At 39.4% G+C, this 16,703-nt stretch carries 16 protein-coding genes and 3 pseudogenes; 1 reads left to right on the forward strand and 18 read right to left on the reverse strand.

Going from position 1 to position 16,703, the window contains the following annotated elements; translation table 11 throughout:
- Positions 1-12 precede the first annotated feature (12 nt).
- The 6 genes and pseudogenes from CVD19_RS16630 to CVD19_RS16655 form a co-directional block, all read right to left on the reverse strand.
- Positions 13-1,551, reverse strand: a complete 1,539-nt coding sequence (locus tag CVD19_RS16630) for a Na+/H+ antiporter NhaC family protein (protein ID WP_101583506.1) — start codon at positions 1,549-1,551, stop codon at positions 13-15.
- Positions 1,552-1,879: 328 nt separating this feature from the next.
- A complete protein-coding gene (locus CVD19_RS16635) occupies positions 1,880-2,458 on the reverse strand; it encodes a helix-turn-helix domain-containing protein (RefSeq protein WP_101583508.1) in 579 nt (192 codons plus the stop codon).
- Between the two features lie 290 nt (positions 2,459-2,748).
- Positions 2,749-2,949 (reverse strand): cold-shock protein, encoded by a 201-nt coding sequence (locus CVD19_RS16640; protein ID WP_101583509.1) that lies wholly within the window; start codon positions 2,947-2,949, stop codon positions 2,749-2,751.
- 174 nt (positions 2,950-3,123) lie between these two features.
- Positions 3,124-4,114: pseudogene (locus CVD19_RS16645) on the reverse strand (LLM class flavin-dependent oxidoreductase).
- Between the two features lie 321 nt (positions 4,115-4,435).
- Positions 4,436-5,143, reverse strand: coding sequence for a M48 family metallopeptidase (locus CVD19_RS16650; RefSeq protein ID WP_101583511.1), 708 nt, complete (start codon positions 5,141-5,143; stop codon positions 4,436-4,438).
- A gap of 15 nt (positions 5,144-5,158) precedes the next feature.
- Positions 5,159-5,479, reverse strand: coding sequence for a ribonuclease E inhibitor RraB (locus tag CVD19_RS16655; RefSeq protein ID WP_101583514.1), 321 nt, complete (start codon positions 5,477-5,479; stop codon positions 5,159-5,161).
- A gap of 24 nt (positions 5,480-5,503) precedes the next feature.
- Here CVD19_RS16655 and CVD19_RS16660 point away from each other — a divergent pair, with 24 nt between their 5' ends.
- Positions 5,504-5,992: a helix-turn-helix domain-containing protein gene (locus CVD19_RS16660; RefSeq protein ID WP_101583515.1), complete on the forward strand. Its 489-nt coding sequence runs from the start codon at positions 5,504-5,506 to the stop codon at positions 5,990-5,992.
- Positions 5,993-6,188: 196 nt separating this feature from the next.
- On the opposite strand, the pseudogene CVD19_RS16665 reads toward CVD19_RS16660, so the two are convergent.
- The 12 genes and pseudogenes from CVD19_RS16665 to CVD19_RS16725 form a co-directional block, all read right to left on the reverse strand.
- Positions 6,189-6,578 (reverse strand): annotated as a pseudogene (locus CVD19_RS16665) (MFS transporter); the annotation flags it as partial.
- Positions 6,579-6,651: 73 nt separating this feature from the next.
- On the reverse strand, positions 6,652-7,539 hold the full coding sequence (locus CVD19_RS16670) for a GNAT family N-acetyltransferase (protein ID WP_101583518.1): 888 nt from the start codon (positions 7,537-7,539) through the stop codon (positions 6,652-6,654).
- Between the two features lie 720 nt (positions 7,540-8,259).
- On the reverse strand, positions 8,260-8,445 hold the full coding sequence (locus CVD19_RS16680) for a hypothetical protein (RefSeq protein ID WP_101583524.1): 186 nt from the start codon (positions 8,443-8,445) through the stop codon (positions 8,260-8,262).
- Between the two features lie 246 nt (positions 8,446-8,691).
- Entirely contained in the window at positions 8,692-8,967 is a 276-nt protein-coding gene (locus CVD19_RS16685; protein WP_101583526.1) for a hypothetical protein, read from the reverse strand.
- Between the two features lie 9 nt (positions 8,968-8,976).
- Complete coding sequence (locus CVD19_RS25550) at positions 8,977-9,534, reverse strand: hypothetical protein (RefSeq protein WP_257985176.1); 558 nt, start codon at positions 9,532-9,534, stop codon at positions 8,977-8,979.
- A gap of 323 nt (positions 9,535-9,857) precedes the next feature.
- Positions 9,858-10,145, reverse strand: a complete 288-nt coding sequence (locus tag CVD19_RS16695) for a hypothetical protein (protein WP_101583528.1) — start codon at positions 10,143-10,145, stop codon at positions 9,858-9,860.
- Positions 10,106-10,417 carry a hypothetical protein gene (locus CVD19_RS16700; protein ID WP_219620105.1) on the reverse strand — a complete coding sequence of 104 codons (312 nt, stop codon included), beginning with the start codon at positions 10,415-10,417 and terminating at the stop codon, positions 10,106-10,108. The genes CVD19_RS16695 and CVD19_RS16700 overlap by 40 nt, the downstream gene beginning before the upstream one ends.
- A 5-nt stretch (positions 10,418-10,422) precedes the next feature.
- A pseudogene (locus CVD19_RS16705) lies at positions 10,423-11,556 on the reverse strand (IS110 family transposase); the annotation flags it as partial.
- A gap of 157 nt (positions 11,557-11,713) precedes the next feature.
- Positions 11,714-12,490: a recombinase family protein gene (locus CVD19_RS16710; RefSeq protein ID WP_101583532.1), complete on the reverse strand. Its 777-nt coding sequence runs from the start codon at positions 12,488-12,490 to the stop codon at positions 11,714-11,716.
- A 663-nt stretch (positions 12,491-13,153) separates the two neighbouring features.
- The gene (locus CVD19_RS16715; RefSeq protein WP_078989703.1) at positions 13,154-13,549 is read right to left on the reverse strand and encodes an immunity 22 family protein; all 396 of its coding nucleotides are present in this window, start codon (positions 13,547-13,549) and stop codon (positions 13,154-13,156) included.
- Positions 13,550-13,568: 19 nt separating this feature from the next.
- Positions 13,569-15,677 carry a ribonuclease YeeF family protein gene (locus tag CVD19_RS16720; protein ID WP_101583533.1) on the reverse strand — a complete coding sequence of 703 codons (2,109 nt, stop codon included), beginning with the start codon at positions 15,675-15,677 and terminating at the stop codon, positions 13,569-13,571.
- A gap of 322 nt (positions 15,678-15,999) precedes the next feature.
- Positions 16,000-16,353 carry a DUF5082 domain-containing protein gene (locus CVD19_RS16725; protein WP_101583536.1) on the reverse strand — a complete coding sequence of 118 codons (354 nt, stop codon included), beginning with the start codon at positions 16,351-16,353 and terminating at the stop codon, positions 16,000-16,002.
- Between the last annotated feature and the right edge of the window lie 350 nt (positions 16,354-16,703).

Here is a 16,703-nt window from a genome sequence, read left to right on the forward strand (position 1 = left end):
TTTCCTCCTTACCTAGACGCTTATATTGACAGGTTTTTGAGAGCTTTTTGCCTTTTTATTCAAGAGATAGAGAGCCAGGAAGGTTGTAACTGCTGTGGTGATGATCCCTAACCAGCCAGCTGTTAACCCGGATACCAAAAACCCTAAAAATGAACAGACAGCAATTAATATTGCATAAGGAAGCTGTGTTCTTACATGCTCAATATGGTCACAAGCAGCACCGGTTGATGCAAGGATCGTGGTATCTGATATAGGTGAACAGTGATCACCGAACAACCCTCCACTGATAACAGCTCCTATTACAAGCGGAAGCGAGATATCCATCGAAACACCCATTGGGATGGCAATTGGCATCATAATCGCAAATACTCCCCACGAACTTCCTGTAGAGAAGGCAATCAGGGAACCTAACAAAAAAATTAGTGCCGGGACAATGAATGCAGGGAGATAATCACCAACGATAGTGGACATATATGCGCCGAGTTCCATCTTCCCTGAAATTTTTCCAATCGACCAGGCAAGAACTAGGATCATCGGGACAATCATCAAGTTAATAATTCCCTGGGTAAACTCATCAAATGCTGTTTTAACAGTGTGGAGTTTGGATTTAACAGAAAGCACTCCGGCTCCAATCGAGCCTGCTAAAAATCCGCATGAAATGGCCAACACTATGTTCGCCTTAATAAATGATCCCCTAAATCCATTTTCCGCTATATTTCCTGTCCAGAATATCACAGTAAAAATCGTGGCAAACAGAAGCAGCATCGGAATTAAAAATTGGTGAAATTTAAATACATGGCCTTCTGGAAAATCTTCGGAGTTTTGTGAAGTGACCAAGGGTTTGTCATTCTCACCGATCACTTCCCCGGTTTCTATTGCTCTTTTCTCCGCAAGGTACATTGGCCCAATGTCTAACCTGGTATTAATGACGTATAAAACGCCAATCATTGCGAAAATCCCGTACAAATTATAAGGAATCATCTGTAAAAATAGCGTCCATGGACTTTCAGTTAGACTTAGAGCCGTAATTTGAGTAGCAATCAAACCAGTGATAAAAGGCCCGTAGCTACTAATAGGAGACATGGATGCGAGAGGTGCCCCCATTGAATCCAATATATAAGCTAATTTGACGCGTGAAACTTTTACCCTGTCAGTCAAAGGCCTCATGATCGTTCCCAGGATAAGAACTGGCTCTGTATAGGAGAATAGAAAAGCACTTCCCCATGTTACATTTTGCGCCTTTCTTCTGGTATTCACTTTTTTCGTGGCAACTTGGGCAAATGCCTGCGCAGCACCCGTCACTTTTAAAATATGAATAAAGCCGCCTGCTAAACTGACCAATATTAAGAGACTGGCATTCCAAGGATCTGCGATGGATGGAATCATGAAATCAGAAATGCTTTTGGCAAAACCAGAAAATGGATTCCAGGAGTTAATGATGGTAGAACCTACCCAAACACCAATGAATAAGGATAATAATGTCTGCCTGGTCAGTAAAGCGATGATAATGGCTATTAACGGCGGTAACAGTGATAAAGCACCATATTCCATAGTATTTCCCCCTTTTTTAATAACGAAATGGCAGAACTGGCTTGTAAAGATTCTGTTAAAGGTAAACTATCCCCCTTCTAAAAATGGTATTTTGAATAATGCGAATATTAGAAATACATATATTACATAACAAATATAACCAATAACGGTCCACATTACAATACAAAATATTAATTACACTTATAATTTTATTAGCTGTATTTATGTAGAGTCGTGATTCATGGTTTCAATCCCAAAAAAAAGAAGGCAGTTGAATAGTGGATTCAACAAACTTCTCTATCTATGTAAGCCTATTTTGAAATGCTTTACCCTATGACTCCCTAGAGCATTAGTCAATTGGTTCCCACGCCGTCCCTGACCATATTGCAATTGCCGGTACATCTCCTGGAGTTCGAAAAGCATGGGGATACGTACTATCAAAATAAATACTGTCCCCTTGTTGTAATAGATATGTTTCTTTTTCAATTATAACTTCCAATTCTCCCTGAATGACAATTCCCCCTTCTTCCCCTTTATGACCATAAAGTTGGAGTTCTTCTCCCCCGTCCGGGCTGACAGTAATCTCAAAAAATTCCAACTTCCTGCCATTTAAAGGAGCTAACACTCTATATTGAACATTTTTGTGTCTCATCTTTAATATTTCTTGTTCTTCTCGTCTTGAAACGATAACAGTCTGTTTATCAATTCCTTCAAAAAAATACGATAAAGAGACATCAAACAGAATGCTTAGCCTCCATAATGTATCAATAGATGGTTTCGCTTTTCCCCTTTCCAACTGGGATACCATACTTTGACTTAAGCCTATTTGATCCGCCACCTCATCTACAGTTAATCGAGCTTTTTTTCTTATGAAACGCATTTTTTCTCCAATTAGCTCTACTGGAAATTCAGATTTATGAATGTTCATTGTATACCAGTTTCCTCTCGGTTCTCATTTATTTCTAAGATCATCTATCCTCACAAATCCCTTTTATTTTAACATAGGCTGGAACATTTTTTGGACCAGAGCCATAGAAAAGCCAAAATGAAGTTTTGTCCATGAATTGAAAAAACTAATCAACTAGGGGGAACGCCTGCCACTCCTGCTTTACCGGTCCATCCCCCTACTCGTTCGTTGAGCAGGGGGTTTTTTATTGTGTTTTTTGAAAATAAAAAAACAGACCCTTTTGGAGCCTGTTTCGGTATGCTATATCAAAATTAAGCTTTTTTAACGTTAGCTGCTTGAGGTCCACGTGCACCTTGCTCAACGTCGAAAGTAACTTTTTGACCTTCGTCTAATGATTTGAAACCGTCAGATTGGATTGCAGAGAAATGAACGAATACATCGTCTCCACCTTCGCGCTCGATGAATCCGAAGCCTTTTTCTGCGTTAAACCATTTAACTGTACCTTGTTCCATGTTTGTTGCCTCCTAGTGCTAATGCACATTGTATTACTATCCTTGCCCAAAGTGATCATTAGAACGAAGAGTCGAACTTTACACCGAACAAAAATAATTCTTTCTAAAAATAACAGGAAATAGGAGTAATTACAAGGGACCTTACTTAGTAGGACGCCTTCCTCCTAAAAATAATCAAAGGAACGCGTCAGCTAATAAAGTGTAAGTTGTAATTTTGTCGTGAAAGTTATGTACATTGTTGATAATCATGAATTCCTCAGTCTTGTATATTTCACTCAATCTAAGAATTTCATCCTTAACGATTTGGGGTTTACCAATAATCATGCGTTTTCGATTTTCCTGTATCTTCATTCGTTCATCTTTTGTTAAGGGTATGTTTTTGGCCTCTTCGACGGAAGGGATCCTCGTGTCTCCACCCTTTTCAACTGATAACAGCCACATATCCTGGCTTAGGGCGATTTCTTCAGCTTTTTCCTGTGTTGGGGCACAAACAACAAACACACATATATTTGCTTTAGGCTCTGCAAGCATTGGCGAGGGTTGAAAGTTTTTATAGTAATAGTCCAGGGCCTGTTCTCCATTAATTGGAGTGATAAAATGTCCATAAGTAAAAGCTGTCCACTTTCTGCGGCCAGCCTTGCCCCCCGATGTGTAATCCCTAAAAGCCACATTTCCGGTATGCTGCCTGTCACAGGGAAGGCATTGACGTTATGGTAAGGGTGGTCTATGGGTAAATGGTTCACTAAAAAGCCTTGCAGGTCATTAACTTGCCGGGGGAATTCATTCAGGCTTTTCCTTAATCCATCTGTGAGTGCCAATCGGGTTGTAGCGGAACCGCCTGGTGATCGCCCAATTCCTGCATCAATACGGTTCGGAAACAAGGCTTCTAATAGCTTGAAGTTTTCAGCAATCTTATAGGGGCTGTACTGAGGAAGCAAAACACCGCCTGAACCTACACGGATTTTTCTAGTATTTGAAGCTATATGAGAAATCAGAACCTCTGGAGAGGACCCTGCTATTCCATTCGTATTATGATGCTCCGCTACCCAAAAACGAGTGTAGCCAGGTCTTCAGTTAGTTGAGCCAGTTTTACTGTTTTTTGTAAAGCGGTGCTTGCCGAATCCCCTTTACTTATTACTGATTGATCAAGAACCTTAATCTCAATAGGTAAACCTCCACAATTAAACAGGTATGTATAATTGTATTCTTACCCTTTGCCAACACTTCCTACTCAAAGCCAGTATCTTTTGCCAAACTGCTTTAATGCAAGGTGGAACATTACATAGAATGTATCTGATTTTGCTCCGGGAACACTTTGTTGGAAGCAAGCTTCTTTCCAAATGCCAGTATGAATATAAACATGAGGAAGGGGATGATGTAACTTACCAATTGCAACAGAAAAGAATGCTCATCTATCCTTTTTTAGTATAAGGATAATATGTTTGAAGTTTTTTGCTCCGCTGAGAGGATCTGTCACCCCGCTACACTAAACCTCCATCCTCCACCCCGACACAGCGAGCCAGCGCTCATACCGTTCATATTCAGGCATGATTTTTCCGACAAGCCGCCAAAATGAACGGTCGTGATTCATATGGACCATATGGCACATTTCATGGACGACAACATAATCAATCACTTCCATTGGTGCCATGGATAGCTTCCAATTGAATGTCAAATTCCTCATGGAATCACACGTTCCCCAGTTCGTCTTACTGTCCGTGATTCGAATCGAGCGCGGCTTTATTTTGAATTCGCTTTGATAAAATTTAACCCGTTTTTCGACTAATGCCTTGCACAGCTGATAGTAAAATCGCTTTAAAGCCTGTTTGATGCTCTCTTCATTTTGCTCTTTCACGTATACGTGGAGCTTGTCTGCCTCGAACACGGCATTGTCTTTTTCGATATCTGCATCCTGGGAAATCAGAATGCGATAGAGCCTCCCCAAATATAGAAATTGTCCGCCTGGTCCGTACTCTTTTTCCCTACCGGCTGAGGCCCGCTCTTTCATTTCCTTCACCCTTTGCAGGATCAAGTCCCATTGGCCTTCTAGGATTTGAAGCACACTTGCATCTGAGGTCCCCTTAGGAGCGTGGACTTCGACATGTCCGTACAAATCCATATAAATGCCGATTGTTTTCCGATTTTTATAAATCACACCATACCCGATTGTTTCACCCAAAAAAGTATGAAGCATGTCATCACCTGCATTTTATTCTATAAATACGCCCCAGCCATCAGAATGGCCGCCGTAAGGCTTGCTTATTTTATCCAGCTTTTCCTGCACTTTTTTTAATTCGCTATGGTTAAGGAGCATCCTTTTCGAGCAACTGCAAGCCCACTCATCTGTCTCATCATCCTGCTCGAGTAAGCCATGAAAGCCTTCTTCCTTCAATACGGGCAGAAGCTTCTCGCCAGTTGCCTTATCCGGCACAGCTATAAAAAACTCCACTGGCTGCGGCTTTTTAAAACTGACACCTTCATTAAACAAACTGCGCAATGCTTCTCCATCTGCGTCGTTTGGAAATTTCATAATCCATTCCAAGGTGGGAGTTCTATGCTCGGTGTACGACTGAAAGAAATCCGTAAAGAGAAAAAAATGACTTTGAAGGAACTTGCTGAAGGGGCCGGTGTATCCATTAGTTTTCTATCGCAGGTCGAACGGGGAAAGTCCAGTGTCACACTAGAGTCACTGCGAAAAATCTCAGAAGTACTTGGTGTCAATCCAAGTACATTCTTCTCAAGTAACAATGAACCTATAAGTGAGCCCTCATTTCATTATCAAGATTTGACACAACAAGTCCCACATGCTGATTTTCACCCAATACTTGTCACGCTCCCAGCAAACCAAAGTGACGGACAACCCTTTGCACATAGCGGGCATGAATTTGTATATGTAATAGAAGGAACTCTAACACTGCAAATAGGTACAAAAATGATCGAACTCCAACAGGGAGAGTCCTGGTTCTTTTCAGCCAGCGAAACGCATTATTGGTACAACCATACAGACCAAACCATCCGATTCTTAGTTGTCTCTTCCAGGTAAGAAACAAAGGGACGGTTCCGCTGTCTCACAAAATAACATATTTTTATGATTTATGAGACACTGGAACCGTCCCCGCGTTTCGACTAATTGGTTATATAGTTTTATTGAATTTCATTAAATATTGCTTAAGGTTATTTCTTCAAAAATAAAAAAGAGCTGCAAAAAAAAGCTCTTCTCTCAGGAATTGAATATGCAACTAAACGGTCCCTGCTTCCTTCACCACAGGTTCTCCCGCTGCGATCAGTACTTTATCCCGGCTTAATAATATAGCCAGTATTAAGTTCAAAACTCCAGTGCCGATTAGTAGCCATTCGATGTCGATGAAATCTGCGATTGGACCGAAGAGCAGCATTCCAAGAGGCATCATTGAGGTGGAGATCATCCCCATTACACCAAAAACCCTGCCCAAATAATTTTCTTCGATTTTCTCCTGCAATAAGACCGTGGTCGGTGTATTAAAAATCGGCATGGCAACTCCGAACAACGCCATGAAACCTAAGTAGATCCAGAAGTTCGGAACGATTCCGAGCGCAAGCGTACAGATTCCCATTACCAGGCTAGCGAGTGTCATTGTGGTTATTTTATTTCTATGAAACACAGGGACGGTTCTCGTGTTCCATTTTGGAACACACGAGAACCGCCCCTATATTTACCTATGTTTATAAATCGTAATAATCCATTGTAGAAGTCTCTACAAATCCGCACGATTTGTAAAGATTGAGTGCATTGGAATTTTCTGCTGCCACCTGGAGCATAATTTCCTTTGCGTTCGCTTCCTTCAATTTCCCGACACCCATAAGGAGGATCTCTCTGCCAAATCCTTTGCGGCGGTGTTCTGGTAAAACGCCCAGGCCAAAAATTGCACCAAGTTTGGATGTTAGCTGAAGGTTCACCTTGCCGACGATTTGCCCATCCATTTCGGCCAGATAGGCCGTCATCCCCCGCTTCTCTTCCTCTTCTGGCATGATCAGGTCCTCAGGATTTACCTCGACTTCTTGCTCATCGTTAAAATAAATCGCGTTCTGACGCGCTATCTCCATTGCGTCTGCATTGGTCGCTTTTCTAAAGGAGAGAGCTGACTGCTGCTGGGCTGGCTGCCCTTTCAGATACATTTCATATTCCGAATGTTTGTACCGTGCACCTGTTGCAGTGATGAACTTCTGCCCTGAATCGGACTGGCGATCACTTAATAACAGCATCCCTTTTGAATCTCTTCGTTTAGCTTCTGCCAGGACGAGCTCAAACAGTTTTGTAAAAACACCCTGCCTCCTGTACTCATGATCGACCATACCATTGACTTCCCACGGACCGCCAAAGCTGCAAACCCCTATGTAGCCAATCAGCCGTTCCCCGTCAAAATACATGAATTCATTGATATTCTGCACACCGTTCTTTTCGCCAGTAACACCCAGCTTATAATCCAGCTCCAGTTTTAGCGCAGTTTGGTCATGTTCAACGCACCGCTCCTGAAGCTGATGAACCAACTCATAATCCTCAGAATCAATATTCCCTTTAAGCTTGATCCAAGGTTTCACTATCTTTCGCATAATCCACACCCCCATCCTACTCTAATTCGATTAGATGGCCAAAAAATCCTCTATGAACATGGGGAAGGATCTCGCGTCTCATCCCGGAACTGAGACGGTTAAGAGAAGAGCCCTGATTATTGTGGTTTAAGTTCATGGTATACAAGACAAATAAGATAAAGCTCATTTCAAATGGATAAACGAGGATATGAAAATATCACTCAATTGACACTGTGCCAGATTACGTGGTAAAAACAATGATCTTAACACCAAAATTAACGATTATAGGGATAAATTAAAGAGGATAGCGAAATATCTATCCTCTTTCTTTTACACGTTTTATTATGTTTTATTTCTAAGTGCCACCATTACCCATGTTCCAGCAAAAGCCTAGAAATGGAGATTTTTTTAACAAAGACACTTTTCCAGTGATTTCGGACGGTACCGCTGCCTAATAAATAATATGAGACGCGAGAATCGTCCCCGTGTCTCAAAACTATCGTGATGACAAAATTAATTTAATCAGTTTATTTTCTGGTTGTGGTGGCGATTGCTTGCTTCAGGGTCCTCTTCACTAGGTCACCGCGGATAAATGCTAAGGCTGTTTCTCTTGCTCCTCTCAACGAGGTGAAGACATTTTGTTTGATTAAGTCCTTTAGATTATCAGTTTTGAAAACATTGTATGGGAACGGTGACTTAGGAAGCTTTGATGCCGTCGTAAGGGTGTTAGTTCCTTTGATTTTAGAAACCAACCTTCCCCAGTGATCCTGCCTTGCCTATTTTATCGAGCCCTTTCAGTGCAAAGATCGAGACCAATCCGTAGGAAAAGAATTTGGCCGTGCTTCGGACGTCGTCATTTACGACATCTCGTTCCCAGGCAGCTTCAATGGAATCCCATATGTATTTCCCTATATCGATAGGATTCATGATGATGTTTCCGATCCCCTAAAGGCACTAGTTTTGACAATAACCAGCATACTAGAATTACACGAAGAAAACACCTTGAGTGGTCAAGGTGTAATTTACTAAATATATTTAAATGTTCTGTATTTTCATTTTTTATGATTTCGATAGCTACTTTCTCTGTTATTTTGTACTATCACACGAAACGTTGAAAGGCACATTCAGCCAATCAAAGGCTACACAAAAATATAAAGGCTAGTAATATTAAAATTAATTTTGTAATAATTCGTTATACAATTTTTCCGCTTTATACAATTCTCCTAAAAACGGATTTTCATAGTCACTATAACTATCCATATAAGCACGAACGCCACCACTGATATTTATACTATTGATATCGTTGTTATTATTCAAGATTTCCAATGCATTCCTATATCTTTTATATATAAGTTGTAAAATACCATTGTTTATATCTGCACTATAATCTTTTTCAAGATTATTTATCACAACTTTTATTTGTTCAATTAATTGAGTTTTCTTATCCATTGTTTCCTCCTATTTACTTGGAACTGGCCTAATTTCCTTTATCCATTCAGAAGGCCACCCCTGAGGCAATAATATTTGATCACCATCACCCTCGAGTAATGCTCCTGTCTTTGTATATTGCTTTTCAACTCTACCGATATTTAAAACCTGTCCCTTTGGAACTTCTAAAACAGCTTCATATTGTCTAGAATTTTTCCAATCGGGCACTAATGCAGTTTTTATTTTTGCATTTATTCTATTTCCAGCCGGTCCAGAAGTGACAAATGCTCCATTTACTTTTGCCCCACCACCATAAGTTCTATATAGTGTAATATTTTCTTCTGTAATCACAGTTCTATAAACCCCATCAGTGAATGATTCTCTTATCCAACTGGGTAATTCTATTTTTTCAATTACTTTTACTTTATCATCGATATCTGTTGCATACTTACCAAAGGTTTCTACTTTACCCGTACCTCTAACCTCTACTACTGGATCAATTCCCTTATTATTTGGCTTAGGATCCCCAATAATCCTCACGATTGTATCTCTCGCGTCTTTTAATCCATCCCTTATTGTATAATCCATCCAAGGTCCGTCGGCTACGAGTCCTAGTTGTGGAATCCGCAGATCATCCATGGCGTCCAAAATTTAAATTTATCACAAAAAACAAAAACACCTGTTGCCTAAAAGGCAATCAAGTGCATTATAGTTAGCTATATAAAGTAATTCATTACTATATCTATCTTTAAACCAAGGAGCCTGTTTAACCTCGCTTATTTACCTATGATAATATACATTCGAAATATCATGGTTGAACCTAAAAACTCTTCACTACTTTAAAAAACTTACCCATCCTACCACCTAATGTTTACCCATATATAATTTCTTATTATTTCTTTCAGAGGTAGTTATCTTAGCTTCTTATATACCTCATATAAATCTAATAATTGTTTTCCAAGTTCGCTATTAAAATCCCACGAATCAGCAATAGCTCTTGGATATGATGGGATATGACTTTTGCTTTCAATCATTAGTTCTATATCTTTATAGAAATTTTTAAGTTGACTTATCGTCCCATCTTTACCTTGACCTAGTTCGTGAGCTTTAATTTCACACTCTAGCTTCATTTTCACTTTTTCAGCTTCCTTTATAAAGTTTACGGTTTTATTAAGCTGTCTAGGTTCGTTATATACCATTGTTCTACACCTCCAATATATTGATTTCCCATCTGAAACTGCAGACCTGCTTTTCCTTTAATTATAATTGTGTCTGGTTTAACTTGCCATTGTTGAATACCTGTCATTCTGTTCCAATCTGGCGGAAGTGCTAAATTACTTCTATTAACTTGTGGTGAAAATGTTTCAAACAAATATCTTCCTTTTGCATAAGCATTAATATTATCATAAAATCTTAACCCATAAGTATTTGAACCTGCAACATAATGTTCACAAGCCTTCTCATAATGCAAACCTATGCTTGTCCCTTTGTTTTGCCTTCTTTAAGCTTTCGTTGGTAGTAAGCATGAAACACAGGGTTCCTCGGTAGTTTACTTCCTTTAGCTACTTGCACTTGTTGCACTGCCAAGTTGTAAAATAAAGCATGCAACGCCCGATTCCCCTGTTTGCTTTTTTGTTCCTTGCCTTTCCCACCGGAGCCGAAGTAAACTGGCGCAATCCCCGCAAATCGTGCTAATTTGTTGGCATTTGGAAAACGTCTAACGTCACCAATCTCTGCAATTAAAGCTGAAGCTGTTACAAGGTCTATTCCTGGCATAGAGTCTAGCTGAAAGTCTAGTAAGCTCATTAACTCTTTTAATTCTCTTTCCACCTTGCCTATTTCCTGCTTTCCAAATAAAATGTGGCGCACAAAGCTTTCTACCAAAAAGTTTCGAGTTTCCTGATATTCTTTTGTTGTGTTCCCATCTTCTATTACTAGCTTCAATATTTCATTCGCTTTTTTCACCGAACAAGTATTATGGCTCACTTCTAATAAGAAGGTGGTCAATTGTTTTATACTCACACCTTCTAAACAAGACGGTGATGGGTATCGTTCCCAAAATGCTAAAGCTGTTTTCCCATCCACCTCGGAGAAAAACTTCTTATAGCTAGGGTAATGGTGACTCAATTGAATATGCAGTTGATTCTTCAAAGCACCTTGCGCCTTCACCAATGCATTTCTTCTAGTGACCAATTGTTGTATCGACCAATATAAATCATGTGGCTTAGCATCTGGCAAATGGCTAAGTTGTCTTACCAATATTCTAGCCACACATTCCGCATCCCAGCTATCACTTTTTTGTACGGTCACATGGCTTTTTCGTTCAGCATAAGAAAGAGCTGGGTTAACCTCTTTTACAACTTGTCCATGGTCCGTTAGATATTGTGCCAGCGCTCGACCGTAACCGCCCACATCTTCTAATCCAAATACAGGTGTCAACCCTTCTTCTGTCAGTTTATCCATATCTAGTAAAAATGTTGAGAAAGCGGACGGTTTATTTTCAACCTTTATTTCATCAAGCTTCTCCTGCCAACAATTAATAATCACTGCCACATGCTGCTGTTTATGCAAGTCTACACCCACATAAATGTGTTTCTGTTTTTCATGCATGGTTCATCCTCCTATTCAGTTGTCAATTATGGAATGAAAATGCCGGCAACCTTAGTTCGAGCGTTCACCAATTGGTGCGCATTGGTACGAAAGCCTATCCATTTTCATCGTTACATAGTAATTTATAAGAAAATGAGTCCCTTTTTTAAGTAACCTATTAAATTATTGCTTCATGTTTCCCATTTGCTTGTATTTTTCCGTATGTATAGATCCCTTGATAAAAACTTTCTCGGTCTAAAATTCTTTTCATTTGTACTTTTGTAAATGCTTTACCTTGTGTTGTTTGATAACCTTCATCATTTAATGCTTCTGCCAACCTAGACAGTGACCATTTTCTATGTATCTGTTTAAGCTCAAACAACCGTTTCACAACTTCTGCATGATTGTTATGTATCTTTAGTTCCTTTTCACCTTTTTGTTTCATATAGCCAAATGTTACCCTTCCCCCTGCATATCCACCTTCTTTTGCCTTTTTATTTCTTCCTTTCGTTAGCTTCAGCGCTATTTCAAGCCGTTGATATTGGTCTAATAACTCCATTAAGCCATTGACCAAAAAATCGTTTGGGTCTTTTTTGTGAATGCTGTAAAATGGCTGTTCAATGCTTTTAATATTACAGCCATATTTCTTTAGTTCTCGTTGAATCAGTACCTTGACAATATCTGACCGCCATAATCGGCTTGTATTGAGCACCACCACATTATCAATTTGGACAGAAGAAAGGTGAGCCAACATCTCCTGTAAGCCCACCCTGTCTATTTCGAATGCTTCTTCATTTAGTTTTGCGCCACTAATTCCTTCGTCTCTAAAAATATGTATCAACTTCAATCCATGCTCTTTACAATATGCTTTAATTTCATCTTCTTGATATTTCAAACTATATCCATCTCTTGCTTGCCCTTGAGTGGAGACTCGTATATACCCAACAACGTTCAACTTTTCACCCTCCCGTTACATAAATTGTAATTTTCGTAACGTTTTTTAACGAATAGCGAGTATTATACGACCGTCTCTTGTAAAAATACAACCATAAGTTAATTTTCTTATACAATAAAACAGCACCTCATTACGTTACCCATTGGTTATCGCCACGAGCTTTGTCATTGTCGTTAGTTTGTTAGCCAATCCATGTCATAACTACCCCTACCATATAAAATGTCATCTCGCCTAATTATCGTACTTTTCTTACTATCCAAGTATTAAAACGATACTCCATGATGGTACAACCATCATGAGCTTTCGATTCTCAAACAAATCACATTCTTATTGTCTCACTCAAAAATCTTCACTTTTTATTATTCACTATCTTTATGTATCCTTATCGATACCATCTTTAGCATTACGAGCTTTGTCATTCTATTTAATTTAAGTGCTTTGCAGTATCATAAGTATCCCTACCTTATAAAACATCATCTCGTTCGGTTCTCGCACTTTTCTCGATAGACAAAATATTACAAGATACTCCATGAGGTCTCTATTTTACATAAGTTATACTTTACTGTGTTCAACCAAACTTATTACATGCAAAAAGCACCTTTTGTCAACTAACAAAAAGTGCTTCGCGGCTTCAAATACTATATTAATTATCATATTCAGTTACTAATCTTCATAAATAACAGACCCCATATATTTAAGGTTCCTACCATCAAGTTTTGCTTCCTCAACAAGTTCCTCATATTCAAAATCATATAACCGAATAACAATATTGTACTTTTCTTCTAAACTTTCACCATAAAAGTCTTTAAGTTCACTTATAAGTGCGTCAGAATAAGAAGCATTCTTTAGTAATTCAGACAAAGAAGACGTAGGATATTCATTGTAAGTACATTCTAATAAATCTTGGTTATACTCAAGGAAGTCTATTTTAAAATCATTCATAAAGCTTGAAGGAATTCTGTCTCCCTCATTATCATATTTTATTTCTACATACTTGCTTAGCAGATCCTCATTACTACAATTTCCAAACCAAAGAGAAACAGCTCCTGGGTTTTCCATCTTAATCCCCCATTTCTAATTATCTAAGCCCTTCAGGTAATGAATCAATTCCGCCTTTCAACCTATAATGTGCCCAATTTCTTAATTTCCTTTTAAATGTTTCATAATCAAGTGAGTGATCAATCAGATCAAGAAGCTCTCTATGAGCTTTTCCAGAACCATCAAACCCATGTCTTCCTACTGGGTTTACAAACTCAACGTCTTTCGTTAACGTTCTCATTTCTGCTATATCTTCAGCCGTTACGCCCCACCGTTTAAAAATTGGTGCTCGAGATACTAGATGCCATTCATGGTAGCCACCGGGATAACGAATCCTACTCTCAATTATGGTCCTTAATTTTGGAGTAGACCAGGCTAGTTCAAATTCATCTATGCTCAATTCATTAAACCATTTTGCAAAATCTTTACTTCCTGGCATAGTTTCTGGTGTAAAGGTTCTAGTCCTAGAGGTTTCTTTAACAAAGTTGCCTTTTACAAGATTATTTAATTGCTCATTTGACAATCTTTTTTCCTTCTGTTTTTTACTAGCAGAAGGTTTCTCTCTTACCCCGGGTTTCACGCTACTTGCTTTAGGTCTTGCTGGCTTAGATATACTAGTTTCACCCGTACCCTTAGTATCTATTTCTGGATCAATTCCCTTATTATTTGGCTTAGGATCCCCAATAATCCTCACGATCGTATCTCTTGCATCTTTTAATCCATCTCTGACTGTATAACTAAGGGCCGGTCCGTCTGGCACAAGGCCTAATTGTGGAATCCGCAGATCCAGTACTTGTTTCATTTTCTTGTCTGCCCAGGTTTTTGTTCTCGAAATTGGGCCTTTCACTACATCATCCAGGGTCTTTTGCAGCGCTGTTTTAATTGTGGCAGGATTAAGAGCATTCTTTACTTGATGTAAGGTTTTGGAGTTTCGAATTGAAATTGCCGCTTGCTTCAGGGTCCTCTTGACTAAGTCACCGCGCATAAATGCTAAGGCTGTTTCTCGTGCTCCTCTTATAGAGGTGAAAACATTTTGTTTGATTAAGTCTTTTAGTTTATCAGTTTTGAAAACATTGTAAGGGACGGGTGACTTTGGCGTCTTAGATGCAGTCGTAAGGGAGTTAGTTCCTTTGATTTTAGAACCAACCTTCCCCAGTGATCCTGCCTTGCCTATTTTATCGAGCCCTTTCAGTCCAAAAATTGACACGAAGCCGTAGGAAAAGAATTTTGCAGTGCTTCGGACATCGCCATTCACCACATCACGTTCCCAGGCAGCTTCAATGGAATCCCAGATATATTTTCCCGTATCGATAGGGTTCATGATGATGTTTCCGATCCCCTTAAGGAAACCGATTGGATCCGTGAATAAAGCTTTCAGCGTCTCGAAAAGGCCAACCAGCATATCGACAACGGCCTGGATAATTCCTTCAATCACACCAATTATAGCATCGGCTACCTTTTCATACCAACGCTTATCCGCAGTAACCTCCGTTAAGACCGGCCATTCACTGGCAAGTGGCTCCGGATTACTGCTGTCTAAGGTGAGAGGGCTCAAATGGCTGTTTTTAAAAACAGTCTCGATGTATTTGATTTTTTGGGTTAAGGATTGGATGGAGTCTTCGATGGTATCGAGTGCTCTTGTCTGATGATGGTCGAACTCAAGCAGCCTGTCTACCGTCTGTGACTTGTTTTTTTTAGCAGTTTGTATTGCCCTTAAAAAGAGGTCATCCTGGAGTCTTGGCAGGCCGACAATATCCTGCACGGATTGCATCGTAGCGTTTGTGTCGTTTGTCAAACTGATAGTGGTATTACGTACCTTATTTAACCCGTTTTCCAGCTCATTTTCCAAAAAGCTCTGGCGAATAAAACCAGATCGTGCAGGTTCCAATGAATGGAGGGCATTTTTCATTCGCCTGAGGAGTGATTGATAATCTTGGAGGAAAGTCTCGTAGGAAGACAGAAATGGTATATGGTGGTGTTCATAAAAGGAACGTATCGCGTGACCTCCCTGGCCTTTTAGGGAGTCTTCTTGAGAGATGAGCCCTTCTACACCGCCTTTAATCTGCTTTATTTGTTTCGATTGAGATGACAGCTTTTCGATAACATCGTCGATTCCGGCATGAAACGCGTCCACGTCAAGCACTTTCATAGTCAGTTATACTCCCCCTCTTATCTTGCAATTGTGAAAGTAATACCCTGGTCAGACCTGCGCATCCTATGACCGATTGACCGTTTGCTTACTGGTTTTGTAGTAAGAGAACTTTATATGACTCTATTACAGACTGCAAGCTGCCCAATTTAGATCATTAAGCCTACCTTTAACATGCAGCTGAATTCTGACCACCTTTGGGACTAGGGATGTCGTTTCTAAGGAGCTGACTTCTTTTTTCATATCAGTCAATGCCTGTTCTACGTGACCAAAAAAAGTCACTTTTCCCACTACCTTTCCCAAATCAGACGACCACTATTTACTATCGCGGGCTATCTCTACGTTCTTCCGACTCCAATGCAGCAATCATTTGTCTAATTCGTTCAATTTCTTGTTCGATTTGTTCAATCGTTTTGGATAACACTCGGAAAACATGGTTAAACTGGCTTCCACTGAGACCTTGATATTCTGTAAGGACATTATTTTCACGAATCCTGTCAAACCAGCTCGCTAGATCACCCTCCCAAGTCACAGCAGATAACTCAGGGGTCGTACACAAACGTTCATGACGGATGAAATCCTGTTGATGCTGTGACAACTCCCCTTCACATCTAATCAGCCGCTGAAGATGCATCTGCTTTTTTCTTAATTTTGCATAAAAATAAGATAGAGACATTTTGACCTGCACCTCCTGCTGAAGATTTATAAAACATTTGTAAATTTATATCTATAAACGCCAATAATATCCTAAATTCCCAGCTAAATTCCTATTTACATATTTTATACTTTTGTACTAGGTGATTAAATAGGTAAATTGTATTGATTTTCATAAAATTACATTTTTCTGAAAACATAACACATTATGAAATTACTTGACTAATTCTGCAGAAAATCACATGAAAAAGAGAGACACCAAACATACAGAGATATGTCTATGTGACTCTGTATGCGGGTCTCTCTCCTTTTTTAAAATGAAATTAATTGGAGTGCAATTCCAGTTAAAAAGGGTTACTCAAAGTCAATTAC

Source organism: Bacillus sp. T33-2 (assembly GCF_002860205.1).
Classification (GTDB): domain Bacteria; phylum Bacillota; class Bacilli; order Bacillales; family Cytobacillaceae; genus T33-2.

Excerpts from the sequence above, each read along its gene's own strand:
- CVD19_RS16650 (WP_101583511.1), bottom strand. The coding sequence starts at position 5,143 with ATGCTTCATACTTTTTTGGGTGAAACAATCGGGTATGGTGTGATTTAT.
- CVD19_RS16630 (WP_101583506.1), bottom strand. The coding sequence starts at position 1,551 with ATGGAATATGGTGCTTTATCACTGTTACCGCCGTTAATAGCCATTATC.
- CVD19_RS16655 (WP_101583514.1), bottom strand. The coding sequence starts at position 5,479 with ATGAAATTTCCAAACGACGCAGATGGAGAAGCATTGCGCAGTTTGTTT.
- CVD19_RS25550 (WP_257985176.1), bottom strand. The coding sequence starts at position 9,534 with ATGGATTATACAATAAGGGATGGATTAAAAGACGCGAGAGATACAATC.
- CVD19_RS16685 (WP_101583526.1), bottom strand. The coding sequence starts at position 8,967 with ATGGATAAGAAAACTCAATTAATTGAACAAATAAAAGTTGTGATAAAT.
- CVD19_RS16660 (WP_101583515.1), top strand. The coding sequence starts at position 5,504 with ATGCTCGGTGTACGACTGAAAGAAATCCGTAAAGAGAAAAAAATGACT.
- CVD19_RS16635 (WP_101583508.1), bottom strand. The coding sequence starts at position 2,458 with ATGAACATTCATAAATCTGAATTTCCAGTAGAGCTAATTGGAGAAAAA.
- CVD19_RS16640 (WP_101583509.1), bottom strand. The coding sequence starts at position 2,949 with ATGGAACAAGGTACAGTTAAATGGTTTAACGCAGAAAAAGGCTTCGGA.
- CVD19_RS16670 (WP_101583518.1), bottom strand. The coding sequence starts at position 7,539 with ATGCGAAAGATAGTGAAACCTTGGATCAAGCTTAAAGGGAATATTGAT.
- CVD19_RS16720 (WP_101583533.1), bottom strand. The coding sequence starts at position 15,677 with ATGAAAGTGCTTGACGTGGACGCGTTTCATGCCGGAATCGACGATGTT.
- CVD19_RS16715 (WP_078989703.1), bottom strand. The coding sequence starts at position 13,549 with ATGGAAAACCCAGGAGCTGTTTCTCTTTGGTTTGGAAATTGTAGTAAT.
- CVD19_RS16680 (WP_101583524.1), bottom strand. The coding sequence starts at position 8,445 with ATGAATCCTATCGATATAGGGAAATACATATGGGATTCCATTGAAGCT.
- CVD19_RS16695 (WP_101583528.1), bottom strand. The coding sequence starts at position 10,145 with ATGGTATATAACGAACCTAGACAGCTTAATAAAACCGTAAACTTTATA.
- CVD19_RS16725 (WP_101583536.1), bottom strand. The coding sequence starts at position 16,353 with ATGTCTCTATCTTATTTTTATGCAAAATTAAGAAAAAAGCAGATGCAT.